The organism is Staphylococcus sp. FW104-15G4D (assembly GCF_058790135.1).
The window spans coordinates 161,661-182,938 of the sequence record NZ_JBYTCH010000002.1 but is presented as its reverse complement, the minus strand read 5'-3'; the positions used below and the strand labels follow the sequence as shown (position 1 = coordinate 182,938).

General features: G+C 30.8%; 18 protein-coding genes. 10 read left to right on the top strand and 8 right to left on the bottom strand.

Features of this window, described 5'->3' with window-relative positions:
- Positions 1–18: 18 nt before the first annotated feature.
- Positions 19–798 (bottom strand): twin-arginine translocase subunit TatC, encoded by a 780-nt coding sequence (gene tatC, locus AC3WQX_RS07315; protein ID WP_193626851.1) that lies wholly within the window; start codon positions 796–798, stop codon positions 19–21.
- A complete protein-coding gene (gene tatA / locus AC3WQX_RS07310; protein ID WP_002432296.1) occupies positions 737–958 on the bottom strand; it encodes a twin-arginine translocase TatA/TatE family subunit in 222 nt (73 codons plus the stop codon). The genes tatC and tatA overlap by 62 nt, the downstream gene beginning before the upstream one ends.
- A 162-nt stretch (positions 959–1,120) precedes the next feature.
- On the opposite strand from tatA, the gene AC3WQX_RS07305 reads away from it, so the two are divergent.
- From AC3WQX_RS07305 to AC3WQX_RS07295, 3 genes are all read left to right on the top strand, one after another.
- Positions 1,121–1,639 carry a GNAT family N-acetyltransferase gene (locus AC3WQX_RS07305; protein ID WP_049428364.1) on the top strand — a complete coding sequence of 173 codons (519 nt, stop codon included), beginning with the start codon at positions 1,121–1,123 and terminating at the stop codon, positions 1,637–1,639.
- Positions 1,640–2,038: 399 nt separating this feature from the next.
- Positions 2,039–4,207: a bifunctional glycosyltransferase/CDP-glycerol:glycerophosphate glycerophosphotransferase gene (locus AC3WQX_RS07300; protein WP_082243233.1), complete on the top strand. Its 2,169-nt coding sequence runs from the start codon at positions 2,039–2,041 to the stop codon at positions 4,205–4,207.
- Between the two features lie 324 nt (positions 4,208–4,531).
- A complete protein-coding gene (locus AC3WQX_RS07295) occupies positions 4,532–5,128 on the top strand; it encodes a hypothetical protein (RefSeq protein ID WP_049428362.1) in 597 nt (198 codons plus the stop codon).
- A 55-nt stretch (positions 5,129–5,183) separates the two neighbouring features.
- Here AC3WQX_RS07295 and AC3WQX_RS07290 read toward each other — a convergent pair whose 3' ends face one another.
- Positions 5,184–6,863, bottom strand: a complete 1,680-nt coding sequence (locus tag AC3WQX_RS07290) for a CDP-glycerol glycerophosphotransferase family protein (RefSeq protein ID WP_070597663.1) — start codon at positions 6,861–6,863, stop codon at positions 5,184–5,186.
- Between the two features lie 351 nt (positions 6,864–7,214).
- Here AC3WQX_RS07290 and AC3WQX_RS07285 point away from each other — a divergent pair, with 351 nt between their 5' ends.
- Complete coding sequence (locus tag AC3WQX_RS07285; protein WP_070597662.1) at positions 7,215–8,816, top strand: L-lactate permease; 1,602 nt, start codon at positions 7,215–7,217, stop codon at positions 8,814–8,816.
- 53 nt (positions 8,817–8,869) lie between these two features.
- Here the strand turns inward: AC3WQX_RS07285 and AC3WQX_RS07280 are convergent, their stop codons facing one another.
- Entirely contained in the window at positions 8,870–10,015 is a 1,146-nt protein-coding gene (locus AC3WQX_RS07280; protein WP_049428356.1) for a glycosyltransferase family 4 protein, read from the bottom strand.
- A gap of 344 nt (positions 10,016–10,359) precedes the next feature.
- Here AC3WQX_RS07280 and AC3WQX_RS07275 point away from each other — a divergent pair, with 344 nt between their 5' ends.
- The gene (locus AC3WQX_RS07275; protein WP_023351236.1) at positions 10,360–11,838 is read left to right on the top strand and encodes a malate:quinone oxidoreductase; all 1,479 of its coding nucleotides are present in this window, start codon (positions 10,360–10,362) and stop codon (positions 11,836–11,838) included.
- Positions 11,839–11,971: 133 nt separating this feature from the next.
- Here the strand turns inward: AC3WQX_RS07275 and AC3WQX_RS07270 are convergent, their stop codons facing one another.
- Positions 11,972–13,339 carry a sensor histidine kinase gene (locus AC3WQX_RS07270; protein ID WP_049428354.1) on the bottom strand — a complete coding sequence of 456 codons (1,368 nt, stop codon included), beginning with the start codon at positions 13,337–13,339 and terminating at the stop codon, positions 11,972–11,974.
- Positions 13,332–14,006: a response regulator transcription factor gene (locus tag AC3WQX_RS07265; RefSeq protein ID WP_030063514.1), complete on the bottom strand. Its 675-nt coding sequence runs from the start codon at positions 14,004–14,006 to the stop codon at positions 13,332–13,334. Before AC3WQX_RS07265 ends, AC3WQX_RS07270 begins: the two co-directional genes overlap by 8 nt.
- Before the next feature lie 132 nt (positions 14,007–14,138).
- On the opposite strand from AC3WQX_RS07265, the gene AC3WQX_RS07260 reads away from it, so the two are divergent.
- Both AC3WQX_RS07260 and AC3WQX_RS07255 read left to right on the top strand, forming a co-directional pair.
- A complete protein-coding gene (locus tag AC3WQX_RS07260; RefSeq protein ID WP_037550194.1) occupies positions 14,139–15,194 on the top strand; it encodes an ABC transporter permease in 1,056 nt (351 codons plus the stop codon).
- Positions 15,194–15,856: an ABC transporter ATP-binding protein gene (locus AC3WQX_RS07255; protein WP_023351240.1), complete on the top strand. Its 663-nt coding sequence runs from the start codon at positions 15,194–15,196 to the stop codon at positions 15,854–15,856. The genes AC3WQX_RS07260 and AC3WQX_RS07255 overlap by 1 nt, the downstream gene beginning before the upstream one ends.
- A 65-nt stretch (positions 15,857–15,921) precedes the next feature.
- Here AC3WQX_RS07255 and AC3WQX_RS07250 read toward each other — a convergent pair whose 3' ends face one another.
- Entirely contained in the window at positions 15,922–16,884 is a 963-nt protein-coding gene (locus AC3WQX_RS07250; protein ID WP_049428350.1) for a YdcF family protein, read from the bottom strand.
- 185 nt (positions 16,885–17,069) lie between these two features.
- Here AC3WQX_RS07250 and tcaR point away from each other — a divergent pair, with 185 nt between their 5' ends.
- The 3 genes from tcaR (at position 17,070) to tcaB (ending at position 20,529) form a co-directional block, all read left to right on the top strand.
- Positions 17,070–17,525, top strand: coding sequence for a MarR family transcriptional regulator TcaR (tcaR, locus tag AC3WQX_RS07245; RefSeq protein WP_193626852.1), 456 nt, complete (start codon positions 17,070–17,072; stop codon positions 17,523–17,525).
- A 280-nt stretch (positions 17,526–17,805) separates the two neighbouring features.
- A complete protein-coding gene (gene tcaA, locus AC3WQX_RS07240; RefSeq protein WP_492739988.1) occupies positions 17,806–19,203 on the top strand; it encodes a membrane-associated protein TcaA in 1,398 nt (465 codons plus the stop codon).
- 123 nt (positions 19,204–19,326) lie between these two features.
- Positions 19,327–20,529 carry a putative multidrug effflux MFS transporter TcaB gene (gene tcaB, locus AC3WQX_RS07235; RefSeq protein ID WP_193626853.1) on the top strand — a complete coding sequence of 401 codons (1,203 nt, stop codon included), beginning with the start codon at positions 19,327–19,329 and terminating at the stop codon, positions 20,527–20,529.
- Between the two features lie 90 nt (positions 20,530–20,619).
- On the opposite strand, the gene AC3WQX_RS07230 is transcribed toward tcaB, so the two are convergent.
- Positions 20,620–21,171 carry a TetR/AcrR family transcriptional regulator gene (locus tag AC3WQX_RS07230; protein ID WP_016898612.1) on the bottom strand — a complete coding sequence of 184 codons (552 nt, stop codon included), beginning with the start codon at positions 21,169–21,171 and terminating at the stop codon, positions 20,620–20,622.
- Between the last annotated feature and the right edge of the window lie 107 nt (positions 21,172–21,278).

The following is a 21,278-nucleotide window of genomic DNA, read 5'->3' as shown; positions in this document are numbered from 1 at the left end:
ATCACAAATGAGACTCATTTAGAGTTCATTTGTGATTTTTTGTTTTCTATAAGTGAATTTTACGATAAACATGCTGATTTCAAATAAGAGAATTAATGGAAGTGTTAATGCTAAGTTTAATATTAAATCAGGTGGTGCGATAATACTTGCTACTACAAAACAAGCAAAGTAAACATATTTTCTATAATGACCTAACTGATTAACATCTATAAGTCCAAAATGAGCTAATCCCATAAATAATATAGGTAATTGGAATATAAATCCAAAAACGAGGAGCCATCTAATTAGCTCTCCTAGGTATGCTTTAAATCCAATAACTTGGTCTATATTGAGCATATGAGATAGTTTTTCAGAGAAATTAATAATCATTGGAAAGCCAACAAAAAATGCGAAGGCTACTCCTATAATGAATAATAAAGCACAGAAAAAACTATATTTATAAATAAATTGTCGCTCATAAACATGTAGGCCTGGTGCTATAAAAGACCATAGCTGATAGAAAATAATAGGTACAATTAAACATATTGCTACTGTGAAAATAATCATTACATAAATTTGTATCGTTTCGGTAAACGAGAAGGTATGTAAAGTAACATGTGCTCGTTTAATATATTTTATAAAAGGTTGCATCCACCAATGTGATGAAATATAAACTAAGAAGACTGAAACGATAAGTGCGATCAATACAATGACAAGCCTGTGACGTAACTCTCCAAAATGCTCTAATAGTGAAGAACTATTTTGATTGTTCTCGCTGTGATTTAGAAGCTTTACTGGGAGTCTCGTGTGAATCTTCATCAATATGTTCTGCTGCGGATTTAAATTCTTTTAACGTTGAACCAACAGCTCTTCCAAATTGTGGTAATTTTGTAGGTCCAAAAATAATTAATGCGATAATTGCGATTACGACTAAACTTGTAGGACCAGTGATACCTACGACAAACATATTTTCAAACATATAATAACCTCACTCTATTTTTTAAACAATTTTCATCTATAACTTTATACTCATTGATAAAGATTATCAATAGAAAAATGATAGTATTATAAAACAAAAAAGCGTGACTCGTCCGATAAAATAAGTTAAAGTAGTTTAAACGACAAAAAGGGGTTGTTTGGTATGAGTGAGAGTATCCGTGAGGTAAGAAGTGATGAAGTTGAAATATTACAGGATATAGCTAAGAGAACTTTTTATCATACATTTAAATCGTCTTATGATGATAGAGATTTTAATAAATTTTTTGAAGAGGCGTATAACATTAATCAATTATCTCGTGAACTTCAAGAGAAAGATTCATTTCACTATTTTTTTAGAGATGAACAAAAAGTAGTAGGATATTTAAAATTAAATATTAATCATGCCCAAACAGAAAAAAAGGGAGAAGATTATTTAGAAATTCAACGAATCTATTTCGATGAGGCATATCAAGGTGGCGGGAGAGGTAAAAAATTCATTGACTTGGCTGTCAAAAAAGCAAAGGAATATCATAAAACTAAGATTTGGCTTGGTGTATGGGAGCACAACCCACAAGCACTTCGATTTTATGAAAAAAGAGGGTTTGTCGTTACAGGTTCACATGAATTTTATACTGGTGATGTCGTAGATAAAGATTTAATTATGGAAAAAAGTTTAATTTAAAATATACCAAAAAGTATATAAAATTAGAACGTTGAACTTGTTATTATTAGCGTAGGTATTAAAAATTAGATATAATTATCACGTTAAATTTTTATGAATTTTACGTAAAATTTTAGTAAAAGCAAGGCGTTGATTTTATTATAACTAGTAATCATTATCGTCAATGTTTCAGTTGCTATGATGACAGTTAATCATTGAATTAAAATGTGTTTATGATAATCGTACATTTTATTTTAATGAGTATACTAGTTTTAATTATCCTAAGCATTTCACTTATGAAGAATTAAATACGTAATACAAAGTGAAAGAGGAATTACAAATATTAGATTTATAAAATCTAATAGCATGTCTGCCAAATCACGTTATATTCATATAGAGTTATTAGAAAGGACGTATAAAATGAGTACACTGACAATTATTGTCACATATTACAACTCAGAAGAGTACATAAAAAGTTGTATTGAAAGTATTAAACAACAGAGAACTCAAGATTTTGAAGTGATTATCGTTAATGATGGTTCTACTGACAATAGTGAACAATTAATGAATGAAGCTTTAAAAGATTATGATAAAGATATTAATTATATCAAATTAGAGAGTAATCAAGGACATGCACATGCACGTAATGTTGCTCTAGAACAAGTGGAAACACCTTATTTTATGTTTCTTGATTCAGATGACGTTTTAGCCTCATATGCAATCACATTTTATCTAGATAAATTTAATTATACTGATGGCTTGATAGCGCCTATTCATTCATTTACACTTCAACGTCCTCAATACGTTGATTTAGATCGTGTTAGAGTTGAGTATTACAATGCTGACGCGAACGTTAATTCATTTTTAAGAAAGCAAACAGCTTGTAATATAATATTCCGAACTGCAATCGTCAAAGCACATCATCTGAAATTCAACGAAGATTTAAGTATTTATACTGATTGGTCATTTACGCTTGAATATATGAAGTATGTTAATAAGTTTATGCGTATTTTTAACTTCCCGTTCTACTTCCGTGGAGAAGTTTACGATCCTTTTGAAACAGTAACGTTAAGTGAGCAAAGTTTTGATGTTCTTTTTGAAGAATATGTAAAGAGCTTCTATGATGCTTTAGAACGTACTTCGAATAAAATGACGCGAACATTTATTATTAATAAAATGGAAAATAGAATTTCCCGTGATTTTGATCCAACTCATTATGATATTAAAGCGAGATACGAGGCTCACAAAGATACACTTGTTGAATTAGCACAATATCTTAACGTCCAACTAGTTAAACATCAAAAACTTATCAATATCATAGAAACGGTTTTATTGATGAATCAAGATACAGAGAATGCTTTTAAAGTGAACCAATTTAGAAAGACATTGCGTCATGTTAAAAATGTCTTACTCAGAAGAAAAAATAAAGATCGTTCTATATATGAACTTACTGATAAAGAAGAAAATGTTAATCAAGGAACGATTGTTTTCGAGGCATTTGGTGGTAAAAATTATAGTGATAGTCCGAAATATATATATGAATATATGCAAAAATACTATCCAAATTACAATTATGTTTGGTCACTTAAAAAACCTGATAAGAGTGTAATTCCAGGTAATGCTAAAAAAGTGAAACGTGGTTCTGCTGAATACTATCAAGCATACTCTGAAGCAAGTCATTGGGTATCAAATGCACGTACACCGTTATATTTAAACAAAAAGGATAACCAAACTTATATTCAAACTTGGCACGGTACGCCATTAAAACGACTTGCAAATGATATGAAAGTCGTTCGTATGCCTGGTACAACAACTTCAAGATATAAACGAAACTTCAACCGTGAAACGTCACGTTGGGATTATTTAATTTCGCCTAATAGATATTCTTCAGAAATTTTCAGAAGTGCATTCTGGATGGATGAACCTAGAATATTAGAAATAGGCTATCCAAGAAACGATGTATTAGTGAATCGTGCAAACGATCAAGACTATATCGATGAAATCAAGACAAATCTTAACTTACCAAGTGATAAAAAAGTAATTATGTATGCTCCAACTTGGAGAGATGATGAATTTGTTAGTAAGGGTAAATATTTATTTGAGTTAAAAATTGATTTAGAAAATCTATACAATGAGCTAGGGGATGATTACGTTATCTTATTACGTATGCATTATCTTATCTCTAATGCTCTTGATCTAACAGGATATGAAAACTTTGCAGTTGATGTGTCTAATTATAACGATGTTTCAGAGTTATTCTTGGTAAGTGATTGTTTAATCACTGATTATTCATCTGTTATGTTTGATTATGGTATTTTAAAACGTCCTCAATTTTTCTTTGCATATGACATTGATAAATATGATAAAGGATTACGTGGATTCTACATGGACTATATGAAAGATTTACCAGGTCCAATTTATACTGAACCATATGGATTGGCTAAAAAACTCAAAGACTTAGATAAAGTTCAAGATGAATATCAAGACCAAATTGATGCTTTTTATGATAGATTCTGTTCAGTTGATGATGGTAAAGCTTCTCAATATATCGGAGAGCTTATTCACAAAGATATCGAAGAAAACAAGTAGAAATATAATATTTATATATAAGGCTGTGACTAATTTTATTGTCACAGTCTGTTTTGTATCTAAACTTAAGAAAATTCATTTGAAAGTTAAATCAATATATGGGACAGGTGTCTCGAAAGTAATTTGAAAATGTTTATTTGATACTAATTAGATGGGAGAGGACTTCTTATAGTCTGTATATAAATTTAATACTCAATTAATAAATATAGGGTATAATATTAATAAGGAATTAATATTATACTCTTTTTTTATGCTTTTTATAAAAATACGATGTTATAAAATGAGAGTAATGGTAGATAGATTCAAAAGCTGGAGGAGAGATTCATGAAGAGATTATTCGCAAGTATCACAGTTCTAACATTAATACTAGCAGCATGTTCTCATAGTGGAAGTGATGAAAATGAGAAAAATGATGATAGTTCGAAGAAGGAACAAAAAGAGAAAAAGTCTAAAACTGATTCAAAGGATAAGTCTAAAAATCATAAAGATAAAGACAGTACATCTAAATCTAGTAGTAATAATGAACTTTCGTCGTCTGATTCACAAACTGAAAATACTAATACATCAAAACAGCAACCTCAATCTAACCAAGATAATAGTAAAAATAAGGACTATGTTGCACCTTATCAAAGCAACCACGCGACACAGGTCGCTAGAAGCTTGTCTCCATTTAATGGAAATGAAGGTCAAGCACTACAACAACTTCCAAATTTTGAAACAGCACTAGATATAGCAAAGAATGAGGCAAACATGTTTGGTAACTCACATAAAAAATATAATGACTACTCACTCGAGGCTACTAATGATGGATTTAGATATGTATTTAGCTTTAAAGATGCCTCAAAAGACAATAGTTATTCAATAGTCACAGTGAATCGTCAAGGTCAACCAACACTTATAGATCCAAACTATCATCAATAGTATATAAATAACGCGTTCACTTAATTTAAAAGTGAGCGCGTTATTTAAGTAATTATCAATGTATTTGCTGAGCTATTAAATGACTAAGTTTGTCTAATGAATGATTTTGTCTATTAATATATTTACTATTTACATGTGGTATTGAATCAGAAATTAAATGATTTGTAAGTAATTCTGCATCTGTATACCATACTTCTTTTAAGCTATTGAGTACATCTTCATATACACCACGTTCTTCAACATATTGAGCATGATTTGGCGTATATAAACATACGTTTTTATTAAGAGTGAGTGCATCAAAAATAATAGAAGAGTAGTCGGTTAGAACAATATCAGCTATCATAATTAAATCTTGTGTTTCTACACTTTCAGGTGGGACAATCACGCCATCAGGAATGTAATTATCTTTACTTTCAACGTGCCCTTTGAATATTACATTATATTTATTGAGTAACTTATCAGATAAAGGTAGTATATCTTCTTCAGATGTATTTGATTTCCAAGTTGGGGCATACAACAGAACTGGCTTAGAGGTATCTAATTGTAACCCTTTGATAATTCTTTTTCTTAGGGTGAGATCTTGAGATTTATTTAATAAATAATTGACTCTTGGATAACCGATAGGTAGGATATCTAATTTATGACTCGGAAAAGCAGATTCAAAATATTTTACAACCTCTGTAGAATCAACGACAAGATAATCTTGATGGACCCATTTATTATATTTACGTGCTCGATAGTTATAAATGTTTAGATTTTGATGCGGTTCTTTACTATCTAAAAAGAGACGCTTAATAGGTGTTCCATGCCATAATTGAATGACCTTTCCATTAGGACGAACATCATCAGGTAGATAGCTTTCTATGATTACAACACTAGCAGTTTCAATGACTTCCTTTGCACTCTCATCATTAGGAGATATGAAATGTGGGCCAGTTCTATCATCAGTAATAAAATATGATTCTACTGTAGCGTTATGTTTTACAAAGTAATTAAATAGATACTTAGAATTTCCTCTATAATGATAATCAAAACCTAAAAATACGACATGTGATTTAATTTTAGAATCATCTTTATCATAAATATAACTAATTTCCTTATGTTTACGTAATGAATAATTTTTAATTGGATTTACGAGCCATCTTGGTGCTTTGAATTTAGTACTTAATAACACGGAATCAGAATAACGTATACTATCATGATCATTGAAAGGTACACGTGTGAAAGGGATTCTACGTTGATGTTCATATGCAATTTTATTAAGAAAGAATTGATCTCTATAATTTAATCCATTACGGTCAAAACTTCTCCAGAATACCTTGCTTGTTCGGAGGGAGTCTTTAAAATCAAGTGCCACATGTCCTTCTACAGCTACATGGCCCTTAAGAATAGTAAATAAAGCTAAGTCAAATATCGTTTCAACCTCAAATTTATTCAATATCTTAAGCACTGAATTGATTTCGTAAATAACATTAGGATATAAATTAATATTTTGTACCCAATCTTCAAAGTTAATATATGTTTTACCAAAGTATCTACAATCATTAAGATACGTATTATGTATTGTATAATCGACAACAAATGAAGTTGAAGGTAGCTCAATGGATTTTAACATTGATTGATGAATCTGAATTTCATTTGAATAGGGTACAAAATGTGTGTAACCCTCATGTAAAGCTTTTTCTAATAGTCCTTCCAACTTCTCCATATGTGAAATGTTTATTTGTTTTATCATTCGTTTTCCTTCTATCTATTAAACTTTTATTACTACTATTTTATCATGTGGCTCACTATAATTCATGAATTCAATGCTTAAAAATGACTTTCAATGTAATAAATCTAAAAACTTAGTACTATATTTTTTTTAGGAAAATATTAAACTTTGAGGTTTTGAAATCTTCTTGAATAAACTATAAAAAGTCTATTGTATTTTTAAAAGAAAGATGATATATTTTTCTTGTGAAAAAGTTCACAAATATTTGTGGGGATGACATACTAATTTTTATTTAATTTTTGTTAACTGTTTAAAATTAGTATGTTGCTAGTTAAATTCATAGAAAATTTTTTAGGAAAGAAGAGTCAAAATATGTTAGTACAAACATTTAATCCATTTGGTAATTTAATATTATCAAGTTTAGTAGCAGCAATACCTATCATTTTATTTTTACTATGTTTAACAGTTTTCAAAATGAAAGGAATTTATGCAGCGATAACTACACTTGTAGTGACATTGCTCATTGCAATTCCATTTTTCAAATTACCAGTGGGAATCGCTTCTGGTGCAGTTGTAGAAGGTTTCTTCCAAGGGGTGATACCTATTGGTTATATTGTAATGATGGCGGTATTACTTTATAAAATTACTTTAGAGTCTGGGCAATTTTCAACTATACAAGATAGTATAACAAGTATTTCTCAAGACCAACGTATTCAATTATTACTGATAGGATTTTCGTTTAATGCGTTCTTAGAGGGTGCTGCAGGTTTTGGGGTGCCAATTGCAATTTGTGCTTTATTATTATCACAACTTGGCTTTAAACCACTTCAAGCAGCAATGTTATGTTTAGTAGCTAATGCAGCGTCAGGTGCCTTTGGGGCAATAGGTATACCAGTTGGAGTGGTCGATACATTACATTTACCGGGAAATGTTACAGCTATGGGTGTTTCACAAACCGCAACACTGACATTAGCCATTATTAACTTCTTTATTCCGTTTTTATTAATTTTTATTATTGATGGCTTCCAAGGTATTAAAGAAACATTACCATCTATTTTAGTTGTTTCTGTCACTTATACAGTTTTACAAGCACTATTAACTGTATTCAATGGACCAGAGTTAGCAGATATTATTCCGCCACTTGCATCTATGCTAGCTTTAGCTTTATTTTCTAAAAAGTTCCAACCTAAACATATCTTTAGAATTCAAAAAGATGTTGAACCAGAACCAGTTAAACATCATAAAGGTAAGGAAATATTATATGCATGGAGCCCATTCGTTATTTTAACAATCATTGTCATGATATGGAGTTCTCCATCATTTAAAGGGTTATTCTTACCAAAAGGTAAATTATCATCACTTGTGTTTAACTTTAATCTACCAGGTACATTCAGTGATATAGCACACAAACCAATTGTATTATCACTTAATATTATTGGCCAAACAGGTACAGCTATTCTACTAACGATCGTTATTACTATATTGATGTCTAAGAAAGTAAACTTTGGAGATGCTGGTCGTTTATTTGGTGTCACTTTTAAAGAACTTTGGCTACCAGTCCTTACTATTTGCTTTATTCTGGCAATCTCAAAAATTACAACATATGGTGGATTAAGTAGTGCGATGGGTCAAGGTATTTCTAAAGCAGGTAGTGTCTTCCCAATCTTATCACCTATACTTGGATGGATTGGCGTATTCATGACAGGTTCCGTCGTCAACAACAACTCATTGTTTGCACCTATTCAAGCATCAGTTGCTCAACAAATAGGTACTAGTGGATCATTGCTTGTTGCTTCAAATACTGTAGGTGGTGTGGCAGCCAAACTCATCTCACCACAATCTATAGCGATTGCAACAGCTGCCGTTAAAGAGGTTGGTAAAGAATCTGAGTTACTTAAAATGACATTACGATACAGTATCGGTTTACTCGTATTCGTATGTTTATGGACATTCATCTTATCATTATTACTATAAAAAATAACATCTCCAAGCCTTTAAAAGTTCTTAGTAGGCTTGGAGATGTTTAATTATTTGAACATATTCATAAAGTCTTCATATACTGAATCCGGGTGATATAATTTTAAGGTTTCTTTGGTATTTTGAATAATATGATCAAGTTCATTATAATTATGTGTTGTTAAATCAATTTGCTTGGCTAATTGTGATACATTTTCATACTCTACAAGATAACCATTATGGCCATTTTTTATAATAGCTTTAGGACCTACATTGCCTTTAAAACTAATAACTATATTATCCTGAAGCATCGCTTCTAAAATAATCATCCCAAAACCTTCATTACGTGAAGGTACAACAACAATTTTGCTTTGCGCTAATTTACTATTTAATTCTTGTGTAGACGCATTGATTTGAATAATATCGCTTAAGTTATATTGATCGATAAATTCTTGTAATTGTTGTTGTTCTTTTCCATCCCCATAAAGATGTACTTCATAGTTTAAACTTCTTAAATAATCTTGTATAAGTCTCACACTCTCAAGAAGTAAATCGAATCCTTTTTCATATTCTAAACGACCAGCGGCCAAGATAATATTTTTCTTCGGCGCAGCAATTTTTTTCTCAGTTACCATGTTTGGTACGACGTATACAGGAGTTTTAAGTCGAGATTGATAGTTTTTTTGATCACTTTCAGTTAATGTAGTGACTTTATTTAAGTTTCTATAGGCAGCAATAATTTCTCTTTGATATTGCTCAGGATGAGCATCAAAATTCATGTGTTCCATACCTATTTTGGTGATATGAGTTTTGGCATATTTTGAGATTAAAATATTGAAGCTCGCACGAGTACCAATTAATACATCTGAAGACACATTTTTGATGGCTTTAATCATTTTCTTTTCGACATAACTTGAAAACTGATTAAATCCTGGTTCATGTTGAGAAATTTTTTGCGGTTTTAAAAGTGGAGTGTAAGATTTTACACGATTAGCGACAATCGCTTTGAAATTTTTGGCTTTAAAACGATAGTCAACTAATACTTTAATATTAATATCTTTGTTTAATTTAAAATAGGGCGATTGAGCGCCTCTAAATACTGAGATGATTGTAACTGAGTGACCTTTTTTAGACAGAGTATTAGCGAGCTGGGAAATAGATTTTACTGTTCCACCCATAGCATATATATTATGCATGAAAAACGTGAACGATTTCATGTAAAACACCTCATTGTTTCTATAATCTTGTAGTTCATTATAACATTAGTCAGACTACTAAAGGTAATATGTTAGAATGGATTAATAGCATTATTTAAGGGTAAGAGTTTAACAATTTATAGATATCTGACTTTTTATCCTTTTGTGAATAGCAATTTATAGTATATAATTAAACTAGTTTAATCAATGGTTATGATGAGGGAGAATCAAGTCTTCCTTAAATAACTCTTGGGATATATTTTTTATAGGTTTAGAAAGCGCTTTAATATAGAAATCTATATTAAAACAAATCCATTAGAGTCAATCGTTCCATTTATTCATTGAAAAGGGGGACTGTATTTGTTATGAGTACACAACATAGCAAAACAGATGTCATCTTAATTGGTGGCGGCATTATGAGTGCAACATTAGGAACATTACTTAAAGAATTATCACCTGAGAAAGAAATTAAATTATTTGAAAGATTGGACCAACCTGGTGAGGAAAGTTCAAACGTTTGGAATAACGCTGGTACAGGGCATTCAGCATTATGCGAGCTGAATTATACTAAAGAAGGTAAAGATGGCTCAGTTGATATCACTAAAGCGATAAAGATTAATGAACAATACCAAGTGTCTAAACAGTTTTGGACGTATTTAGTACGTACGGGTCAATTAGATAGCCCAGGTAAGTTTATCCAATCTGTACCACACATGAGTTTTGTTAAGGGCGAAAATAATGTGCGTTTCTTGAAAAGTCGTGTAGATAGTCTTCAAAAGAATGTTCTTTTCGAAAAAATGGAAATCTCTGAAGATCCTGAAAAAATTAAGAAATGGGTACCATTAATGATGGAAGGGCGTAAGTCAGAAGAGCCTATTGCTATCACTTATGATGAAACAGGGACAGACGTGAATTTTGGTGCTTTAACGAAAAAATTAATTAGCAATTTACAAGAGAAACATGTCGAAGTGAATTATAAGCATGAAGTTCAAGACATTAAGAAACAGGATAATGGTAATTGGAATGTTGTTATTAAAGATTTAACATCTGGTCAAATAACAAATTATGAAACGGAATTTGTATTTATCGGTGCTGGTGGCGCTAGTTTACCTTTATTACAAAAAACAGGTATTAAAGAATCTAAACACATTGGTGGTTTCCCAGTAAGTGGATTATTCTTAAGATGTAAAAATCCTGATGTTATTAAACAGCATCATGCAAAAGTGTATGGTAAAGCAGAGGTGGGAGCACCTCCAATGTCTGTACCTCACTTAGATACACGTTTTGTTAACGGTGAACGTTCTTTATTATTTGGACCTTTCGCAGGTTTCTCACCTAAATTCTTAAAAACTGGCTCATATTTAGATTTAATTAAATCTGTTAAACCAAATAATATAGTAACGATGTTAAGTGCAGGTGTTAAAGAGTTTAATTTAACTAAATATCTTGTATCTCAATTAATGTTATCTAATGAAGAACGTGTTGATGACTTACGTGTGTTCTTCCCTGAAGCTAAAGACGAGGATTGGGAAGTAATTACTGCAGGACAACGTGTTCAAGTGATTAAAGATACTGATAAATCTAAAGGTAACCTACAGTTTGGTACGGAAGTTATTACTTCTGAAGATGGTACACTAGCAGCTCTTTTAGGTGCTTCACCAGGTGCGTCAACAGCAGTAGATATTATGTTTGATGTATTACAACGTTGTTATCAATCAGAATTTAGTGGTTGGGAATCTAAAATCAAAGAAATGGTACCTTCATTTGGCTTGAAACTCTCAGAACATGAAGATGTATACCATGCCGTAAATAAAGAAATTACAAAGTATTTAAATGTTAAATAATTTGTAGAAGCTAAGTTAATGATAAAGTAAGTCAATTAAAAACAAAGGCTCTAAGATGGTTTCAAACTTGAAATCATCTTAGAGCCTTTTTTATGAAGATAAAGTATAAACTAAAACATGGTTAGGAGTTAGTTTATACAGTGTTTTTAATTGGTAATTGAATTGTGAAGATTGTAGCGTCGTTAGATTGAACAGAAATAGTACCATTGTGCAATTCTACGATGGATTTTGTAATTGCGAGACCTAAACCATTACTACTCTGATCATTGTTTAATTTATAAAATCTTTCGAAAATGTGAGACATATCTTTATCACTGACTGCGCCCTCATTTTCGATGGTAAAAATAATATTGGAAGCTTCTATTGATAAATGTATCTGGATTAAGCCATATTGTGGTGTGTATTTAATGGCATTAATGATAAGATTGCTTAACGCTTGATGAATAAGTCTTTCATTTCCTAGGAAATATACCTCATCTAATTCTGTCATAATTACTAAATCTTTTTCTTCAATATGGAATTGCTCATGTCTGACAATATCTTTAATTAAATCATTTAAGTGGATGCGATTATCTAAAGTTAAATGTTCTGCGTTATCTAATTCAGATAGTAATAATAGTTCTTGCGTTAAATCACTGACTTGAGTAGTAATATTAAATAGCTCATTAACATGCATTTGTCTTTCTTCTTTACTTTTAGAAAATTGTAGTTGAGTTAATATACTTTGAATGTGTGTCAGTGGAGTTTTGATTTCATGAGATACATTTTGGACAAAATGTTGTCTCATTTCATCTACTTGTCCTAAACGTTTGCGCATTGTATCAAACCTTGATTGTAAGGTGCCAATTTCATCTTGACGTGTTTGATTGATAGGAGTTTGAAAATCGCCTTTCATCAGTCTATGGGTTGCACTTTTCAGAGCAGAAACGGGTTTAATAATTGAATACGTAGAAGCAATAACTAATGAAATTGAGATGACAAGTAATAGCCCAAGTAACACGGCTAAAAATATTCTAAACTCACTAAATGTTTCACCAATATCAGGACGCATAAATACCGCAACTGGTTTATCGTTAGTTTTAAAGCGTAAGCCTACCGTGTTATCCGTTTCATTATCGAAAAAACCTGTGACAAATAATTCAAATGGCTTATTTTTAATACCGTGATAATTTTTACCATTCATTACAGATTGAATAGCAGATTGTGGTAATGTATCTCGACGGAATGGTTCTCCATAAAAATGTTTTGTACCATGATTATCTACAGTAAGTATTTGATAATTCATATCTCCCAAATGTTTAAAATAAGAGGAGAGTGATTGAGTGTTTTGTGCGTTTTCATAATTGCGTGCTTCTTCTAAGGTTTTCATAATTTTAGCATCATTAGAGGCTTTTAAATTAAAATGATAATAGATATTTGTAAGGACAAAGCTTATAAAGGCGCTAAAAAGTATCACTGTGATGGTATAGATTGCAATTCTAGAATAAAGTGTTTTAAACATCTTGATTCACCTTATACCCTTGTCCACGGACCGTATGTATTGAAATTGATGCACCTAATCTAGACAACTTTTGACGGAGTCTTTTAATGTGTACATCAACAGTTCGATCATCACCTTCATAATCAAAGCCCCAAATTTTTTCAATGATGTCATTTCGAGTAAAAATGTGTTTTGGATTAGACACTAATAAAAATAATAATTGGAATTCTTTATTAGGAAGATTTATCGTTTTAGCATCAACGCTTATCTCCATATATGGTTGATTGAGTGTTAAATTTCCAAGTTTAAGTTCAGACTCAGCATTGATTTGATATCTTCTTAACACCGCTTTGATTCTAAATAGTAATTCTTTCACCTCAAATGGTTTAGTTACATAGTCATCTGTCCCGCTTAAGAAAGCACGTTCTTTATCACTTAAAGCGTCTCTTGCCGTTAACATAATAACGGGTATATCATAATCCTCTTTTAAAGTTTTACATAATTCGAAACCATTTATGCCATTCATCATAATATCAACGATAGCTATGTCGACATTCTCTTTTTCAAGAAAATGAAGTGCCTCCTCACCACTTAAAAAAGCGTGTGTTTCAAAATGTTCATTTATTAGATGAGATTTTACATAATCTAATATTTTTCGATCATCATCAACAACTAAACAGCTCGCCATCATCTTTTCGCTCCTAAGTTTTTTATTTATTATACTATTTTCAATTTTAATTTAACATATCGAAGTTCGTTCATATTCAGTTCACATTCACTTCTTAAAATTTTGGTGACAAAGATAAAGGAGTGACTATAAATGAATTTAGCATGGAAGGAAATTAAATTTTATAAATTCAGATTTATTCTTATAATGCTTATCGTATTTTTAATGTCTACGATGGTTTTATTTATCAGTGGGTTGGCTCAAGGACTAGCCAGGGAAAACATTTCTCTATTTGATCACCTCAAAGGGAACCAATTTATTATTCAGAAAATGAAGGAACCACAACTAGAAAAATCTTCATTAAACTCTAAACAACAATTTAAAATAAACAAAATCGTTAACGAGCAACCAATAAAAATGATGTCAAAAACTTTAAATATAAAAGGTAATGAAGAAAATGTCGTTGCATTAAACTATACGACCGAAAATAAATTTAATCTAAAATCTGGAACATATCCAAATCATAAAAATGAAATTGTAGTGAATGAAAAACTTATCGCAAAAGGGATTAAAAAAGGAGATAAAGTGAAGTTCACCAAAGAAGGTAAGCCATATAAAGTCGTAGGAATTCTTAAAGATGCTATGTATTCGCATAGTAATGTGATTCTTATGAATCAAAACGTATTTCAAAATAAAAATAATGGTGTGGCTTCATTTTATTCATTGAGTCATTTATCTAGTAAACAGAAGCATGAAATCAATTCAATTAAAGGTGTGCAACATGTAAAAGCACAAGAATTAACGAATCATATTGCTAGCTACAAAGCTGAGCAAAGTCCATTGAAAATGATGATTTATAGTTTATTTATTATCACAGCAATAGTATTAAGCGCATTCTTTTATGTAATGACGATACAGAAAATTTCCGAGATAGGAATACTTAAAGCTATAGGCATTTCCACACCACATTTACTTATTTCATTAATCGTTCAAATTTCAGTAATTACTCTGATTGGTGTAATTATATCTGAAGCTTTAATTATATTAATAAATCAAATTTTACCGGTTACAATGCCATTTCATTTAGAAGTGAGCAACATGTTAGTTGTATTAATAATATTTTTATTCGTTGGTTTAATTGGCGCGTCACTCTCGTTCATTAAACTTTTAAAAATTGATCCGATAGAAGCGATAGGGGGAAATGAATAATGACATTAATGGTAGATAATATTGTTAAAACTTTTGGAGAAAATGAATCTGAAACGCAAGTTTTAAAAGGAATCAATTTTGAAGTTCAGGATGGAGAATTCGTTATCTTAAATGGTGCTTCTGGTTCCGGCAAAACTACATTATTAACGATACTAGGCGGTTTATTATCACCTACATCTGGTAAACTCATCTATGAAGAAAGCCCTTTATTTAATAACAACAACAATACTAAAATGAGGCTCAACGACATCGGCTTTATATTTCAAGCGTCATATCTCATCCCGTACCTCACTGTAGAAGAACAACTGATCACTGTTGGTAAAGAAGCGGGAATGTCTAAAAGAGAAGCAAAGTTACGGGCTAATGAATTACTTGATGAGATTGGTTTAACACATAGGGTGAAAAGCTATCCCTATATGTTATCAGGTGGAGAAAAACAACGTGTAGCGATTATGAGAGCGTTTATGAATCATCCTAAAATCATACTAGCTGACGAACCTACCGCAAGTTTAGATGCAGAGAGAGCTAGAGATGTCGTAGCAATGATTAAAGAACAGATTAGTGACAAACGTATGATTGGTATAATGATTACACATGATGAAAGTTTATTTAAATATGCAGACCGTGTTATAGAACTTTATGACGGTAAAATAATCAACTAATAAAAAGAGCGAGGTAACGTTAGTCTACTTGAATAGTAATTTTCGTTATCTCGCTTATTCATTTCTTAGACGATGATCATGCGTATAAGACTTACCCAAAAGATAATCGCAAAATAAATAGTTAGAATTACTTTATATTGATACATTAATCCTAAAAAATCTTTGATAAGCGCTATACTGAAAAAATGATAGGGTGTATGGCTCCCGAGACCATAGAATTCTAAACCTACTTTATTAGCAAGACGCAATGATCTTAAAATATGGAATTGGCTTGTAACACATAAGAATTGTGCCCGTCTTCCAAAATGTCCTTCTATGATTGGCTTTGAATATTGAAAATTGGTATACGTATTAGTAGATTGTTCTTCCATTAGAATACGTTTCTCCGGCACACCCTTCGCGATGAGATAGCGTTTCATTGCTAGCGCCTCAGTAATGGGTTCATCGGGACCTTGCCCACCACTTACTAACATATATGGAGAATGCTTTTGAGATTCATAAACTTTGATTGCGCAATTTAACCGTTCAGCAAGCATAGGAGTGACTTCCTCTGTAAAAATACCTGCTCCTAGTACCATAATTAGGTCTACATTTTTAGAACATAAATGACTACCATAAGCTGATGACCAAGAAATATAACAAATAAAAGCGAATATAGTACTATAAGCGATGGTGGCGAACCATAAGGCCAATCCATTAATAATTGGGATGTCTACCGTACTGATATATATACATGCTGATAGGAATAATATGATGCGATAAAGGTAAATAAACATGTGTTTCAAAAATAGACGTCCACGTTTAAAGTTAAATAAATGTCGATGTTTAATGAGAATAAATAATGAAGCAATCAACATTAAGCTTGTTAAATCATACGGAATAGTTAAATGAATTAAATGATAAATTGTAATGATAAATCCGATAATAATAGAAGAAATATAAGCTCTTAAATTAAGAGTGAGTGGTTGATTGACATACAAAGATGCAATAAGGATAAAAGCAATGATTGTTAGTATAATTGATATCATGAATGGATTACCTCTACATTTATTGTATATATAATGTAGACTAGCTATTCATAATTAGCAATCTTTTAGCTATAAAATACATGAGCTCATTAGAGGTTTCAATTTGATAGTATTCTTGCTATTATTTAAAAGTATGAAAAATAATTTTTTTATATAAATAGATAAAATAAATTAGGAGATTCTACATGGTAAGACGAATAGAAGATCATATCATTTTTTTGGAAAAATTCATAAATGACGTAAATACATTAACTGCAAAGCTACTTAAAGATTTACAAATTGAATATGGCATTTCTATAGAGCAATCTAATGTGTTGAATATGGTAAGTAATGAATCATTAACAGTGAGTCAAATTACTGAAAAACAAGGCGTCAATAAAGCAGCAGTAAGTAGAAGAGTTAAAAAATTATTAGATGCTGACTTAGTTAAACTCGAAAAAACAAATGCCAATACTGACCAACGCTTAAAAATTGTAATTTTATCAGAAAAAGGCAAAGAATATATTGTAAAAAGAAAAGCAATCATAAGTAATATTGCTAATGATATGACAAGTGATTTCTCAACAGAGGAAATAGAAAAAGTTAGACATGTTTTAGAGGTCATTGATCATCGTATCAAATCGTTTAATTCTAAATTATAAATATTCTGAGAATCAGACTATACACTGAATCATTGATAGGAATATAATGAAAAGTGTAAATTATTTTATGTATTTAGGACTAATTATGTATTTAACTTAAGCTGTTTTATTAATATAATTCGAATAAGTGCGTAAATGCTTTTTAATTAAAATAAAATGAAAACTACATATATTAGAAATTGTAATTTTAAATCAAAATCTGTAAAATAAACCAGGTGGATAAAATAATTATATAATATAAAAATTAAGTGAATGTAGTGTGGGAATAAGAGGTGATATAATGAATCAATGCCCAAACTGTGGACATACAGTTAGTGGTGATAATGAAAGCTGTCCAAATTGTGGGCAATCATTATCAAGAGATAAGAAAAGAAAAAATAAAACTAAACAGCAATCATCTCAATCGCAAAATAATAACGCTACGAACCTCAAATTACGTAGAATTGTTCCACTAGGAATCGTCTTTTTTATTTTAATACTTATTGTGGTTTTATTTTTCCTATTAAAGAACTTTAATTCTCCAGATGCACAAGCTAAGATTCTTTTTAATGCAGTAGATAATAATGATACGCAAAAAGTAGCAACTTTATTAAGTACTAAAGATAATAAAGTAGATCCAGATGAGGCGAAAGAATATATTAAATATATTAAAAACGAAGTAGGTATGAAAAGTTTTATTAGTAATATTCGAGAGACAGTGGACAAATTGAATAAAAATAATTCAAGTGTCGCATCGTATATCCAAACGAGAAGTGGTCAAGACGTACTGAGAATTAGTAAAAATGGTACGAGATATTTGTTCTTTGATAATATGAGCTTTACTGCACCCACGAAACAACCAATTATTAAACCTAAAGAAGAAACAAAATATGAATTTAAAACAGGTGGTAAACGCAAAACTGTCATTGCAGATGCACACAAGAATACACCATTAGGTGATTTCATACCGGGTACTTATCACATGCCTGCTAAAAAGATTACTAAGAATGGTACATTCAATGGCTATTTAAATTTTGATTTTAGAGAAAGTAGTTCTGAGACAGTAGAAGCTTCGGAAGATTTTGATCAGACCTATTTAAATATCAAATTAAAAGGTGCAAGTAAATTAAGTGATAGTTCAGAAAAAGTAAAAATTAATGATCGTGAAATGTCATACTCAAATTCTAAAGAGTATGGTCCGTATCCGAAAACGAAAGATATTACTATATCTGCCACAGGTAAAGCAAAAGGTAGAAAATTTAGTTCAGAAACCAAAACAATTAGTGCTGATGATTTAAAAAATAATACGACTGTGACATTAAATTTTGAAAGTGATAAAATCAATAGTTATGTTGAGAAAAAAGAAAAAGAAGAGAACAGTCTCAAAAATAAATTAACGGAGTTCTTCAGTGGTTACTCAATGGCGATTAATTCAGCTTTTAATATGAATAATTTTGATTTTATATCAAGTTATTTTAAAAAGAATTCTTCTATTTATAAACAAATGAAAAATAACTTTGCAAATCATACAACTGTTTCAATGCTATCACCACAAGTATTAAGTGCCAGTAGAAGCGGAGATAAAATTAAAACCACGATTCAACAAATTGATAACTCAGGTAACTTTGTTAACAAAGACTATGAACTAGAAATTGACTCTGATAATAGTAATATGCAACTTACAAAAGGTGATGAATAAAAGCCAAATGCAAAATGCATTTGGCTTTTTTATAGCTATTTAGTAATATAATTAATTATCAGGAAAAGCATAAGAAAAAATAAATGCTTGATTTCCTTTTAAAGGTATAAAGGAGGCTTCACTTTGGAGCAATCACAACCCAAACATCGCAATTCCCTATTATTTATCATCATTTTAGGTGCGCTTACTGCTATAGGACCGTTGTCAATTGACATGTTCTTACCAGGTCTACCTAACATTAAGAATGATTTTCATACAACAGCATCAAATGCTCAATTAACAATTTCATTTTTCATGGTGGGATTAGCATTCGGTAACTTGTTTGCTGGTCCTATTTCCGATTCTAAAGGTCGTAAAAAGCCTCTTCTTATTGCGATGGTTATTTTCACGCTGGCAAGTTTAGGAATCATTTTTGTTACGAATATTTGGGTGATGATTATATTACGTCTTATACAAGGTCTAACTGGTGGGGCAGGTGCAGTCATATCCAGAGCAGTGGCAAGTGATAAATACTCAGGAAATGATTTAACCAAATTCTTATCACTTCTAATGTTAGTTAACGGTGTTGCACCAGTTATCGCACCAGCACTTGGGGGTTTGATACTAAGTTTTACTGGTTGGAGAATGGTCTTTATTATATTGACCATTTTCGGTTTACTTATGTTCATAGGAACACTTTTCAAAGTTCCAGAATCCCTTGAAAATGAACACCGTGTTAATAGCAACATTGGCACAATGTTTAAGAACTTTAAAGATTTATTTGCTACACCAAGATTTGTATTACCTATGTTGATACAAGGCGTGTCATTTGTTTTATTATTTACTTACATTTCAGCCTCACCATTTATTGTTCAAAAAATATATGGATTTTCGCCTTTACAGTTTAGTATCATGTTTGCATCCATAGGTATTACTTTAATTATTTCAAGTCAACTGACCGGAAAGTTAGTAGATTACTTTGATAGGCAATCTATACTTAGAATGATGACTGTAATCCAAATTTTAGGTGTCATCATAGTAAGTATGACATTAATCAATCATTGGAATATCTGGTTATTAGCGTTTGGCTTTGTAATACTTGTAGCACCTGTAACAGGTGTAGCAACACTTGGTTTCTCTATTGCAATGGATGAAAGTAAAAGTGGAAAAGGCAGTTCTTCAAGCCTTCTTGGACTATTTCAAACATTATTAGGTGGACTGATGTCACCACTCGTAGGTATTAAAGGGGAAAATGATCCAACACCCTACATTATTATTATTGCTATAACAGCTGTAATTCTGATTATATTACAACTTTTAAATAGACGCGTATTTAAAAAAAGCTAAACCGTTTAAGATGATTTAATCTCAGTCTACTTCAGAGTTAAAATTAACTTCGAAGTAGACTTTTTTCATCTTCAGTTTAGCTTTAAATGTTTACCTTTGCAGTTTAATAGTATTTGCGAGTAAGACTTCTGCTATGACTTTTGGAGACTCTACACAACCACGTCGTAACCAATCGATAATAATACCGGCTTGACCTCCTACAGAATAAACAACAAACATGTGTTTATTCTGAATTGAGGTTTCATATCTATTCATCACCTTTTCATAACAATCTCTAGTTTCATTAATATAATCCAAAGCAATATCTTTATTAGGATGAGTAATTAATGTTGCTTTATAAAAGGCTTCCCTACGTTTGATATAACTCGCAACAAGTAAAAAGAATTTATACATTTTCTTTTGATCTTGCTTAATGCTATGAAAGTCATGATAAAAAGAATTAAGTAAAGCTTTATATTTATCGAGATGATAATTTTGTATACGTTCTAATAAATGATATTTATCTTGAAAATGATCATAAAAAGTTGAGCGATTTACGTTACTATATGCACAAATCATTTTGATAGTAATGTCCTCAAATGGATATTCTTCAAGTAATTCAATAAGACTTTGAATGATTTTATATTTAGCACGTTGCTTCATTGTTTCACCTGATTAATTTTTTTATATAAGTTTTTATCCAACACAATTATAAAAATTGTTGGTGTTATTTTTAGATTCACATCTCTATAATAGATAAAGTGAATTTT

What these genes read in the sequence shown, in the direction of transcription:
- tatC (WP_193626851.1), bottom strand. Translation starts at nt 798, where the DNA reads ATGAAGATTCACACGAGACTCCCAGTAAAGCTTCTAAATCACAGCGAG.
- tatA (WP_002432296.1), bottom strand. Translation starts at nt 958, where the DNA reads ATGTTTGAAAATATGTTTGTCGTAGGTATCACTGGTCCTACAAGTTTA.
- AC3WQX_RS07305 (WP_049428364.1), top strand. Translation starts at nt 1,121, where the DNA reads ATGAGTGAGAGTATCCGTGAGGTAAGAAGTGATGAAGTTGAAATATTA.
- AC3WQX_RS07300 (WP_082243233.1), top strand. Translation starts at nt 2,039, where the DNA reads ATGAGTACACTGACAATTATTGTCACATATTACAACTCAGAAGAGTAC.
- AC3WQX_RS07295 (WP_049428362.1), top strand. Translation starts at nt 4,532, where the DNA reads ATGAAGAGATTATTCGCAAGTATCACAGTTCTAACATTAATACTAGCA.
- AC3WQX_RS07290 (WP_070597663.1), bottom strand. Translation starts at nt 6,863, where the DNA reads ATGATAAAACAAATAAACATTTCACATATGGAGAAGTTGGAAGGACTA.
- AC3WQX_RS07285 (WP_070597662.1), top strand. Translation starts at nt 7,215, where the DNA reads ATGTTAGTACAAACATTTAATCCATTTGGTAATTTAATATTATCAAGT.
- AC3WQX_RS07280 (WP_049428356.1), bottom strand. Translation starts at nt 10,015, where the DNA reads ATGAAATCGTTCACGTTTTTCATGCATAATATATATGCTATGGGTGGA.
- AC3WQX_RS07275 (WP_023351236.1), top strand. Translation starts at nt 10,360, where the DNA reads ATGAGTACACAACATAGCAAAACAGATGTCATCTTAATTGGTGGCGGC.
- AC3WQX_RS07270 (WP_049428354.1), bottom strand. Translation starts at nt 13,339, where the DNA reads ATGTTTAAAACACTTTATTCTAGAATTGCAATCTATACCATCACAGTG.
- AC3WQX_RS07265 (WP_030063514.1), bottom strand. Translation starts at nt 14,006, where the DNA reads ATGGCGAGCTGTTTAGTTGTTGATGATGATCGAAAAATATTAGATTAT.
- AC3WQX_RS07260 (WP_037550194.1), top strand. Translation starts at nt 14,139, where the DNA reads ATGAATTTAGCATGGAAGGAAATTAAATTTTATAAATTCAGATTTATT.
- AC3WQX_RS07255 (WP_023351240.1), top strand. Translation starts at nt 15,194, where the DNA reads ATGACATTAATGGTAGATAATATTGTTAAAACTTTTGGAGAAAATGAA.
- AC3WQX_RS07250 (WP_049428350.1), bottom strand. Translation starts at nt 16,884, where the DNA reads ATGATATCAATTATACTAACAATCATTGCTTTTATCCTTATTGCATCT.
- tcaR (WP_193626852.1), top strand. Translation starts at nt 17,070, where the DNA reads ATGGTAAGACGAATAGAAGATCATATCATTTTTTTGGAAAAATTCATA.
- tcaA (WP_492739988.1), top strand. Translation starts at nt 17,806, where the DNA reads ATGAATCAATGCCCAAACTGTGGACATACAGTTAGTGGTGATAATGAA.
- AC3WQX_RS07230 (WP_016898612.1), bottom strand. Translation starts at nt 21,171, where the DNA reads ATGAAGCAACGTGCTAAATATAAAATCATTCAAAGTCTTATTGAATTA.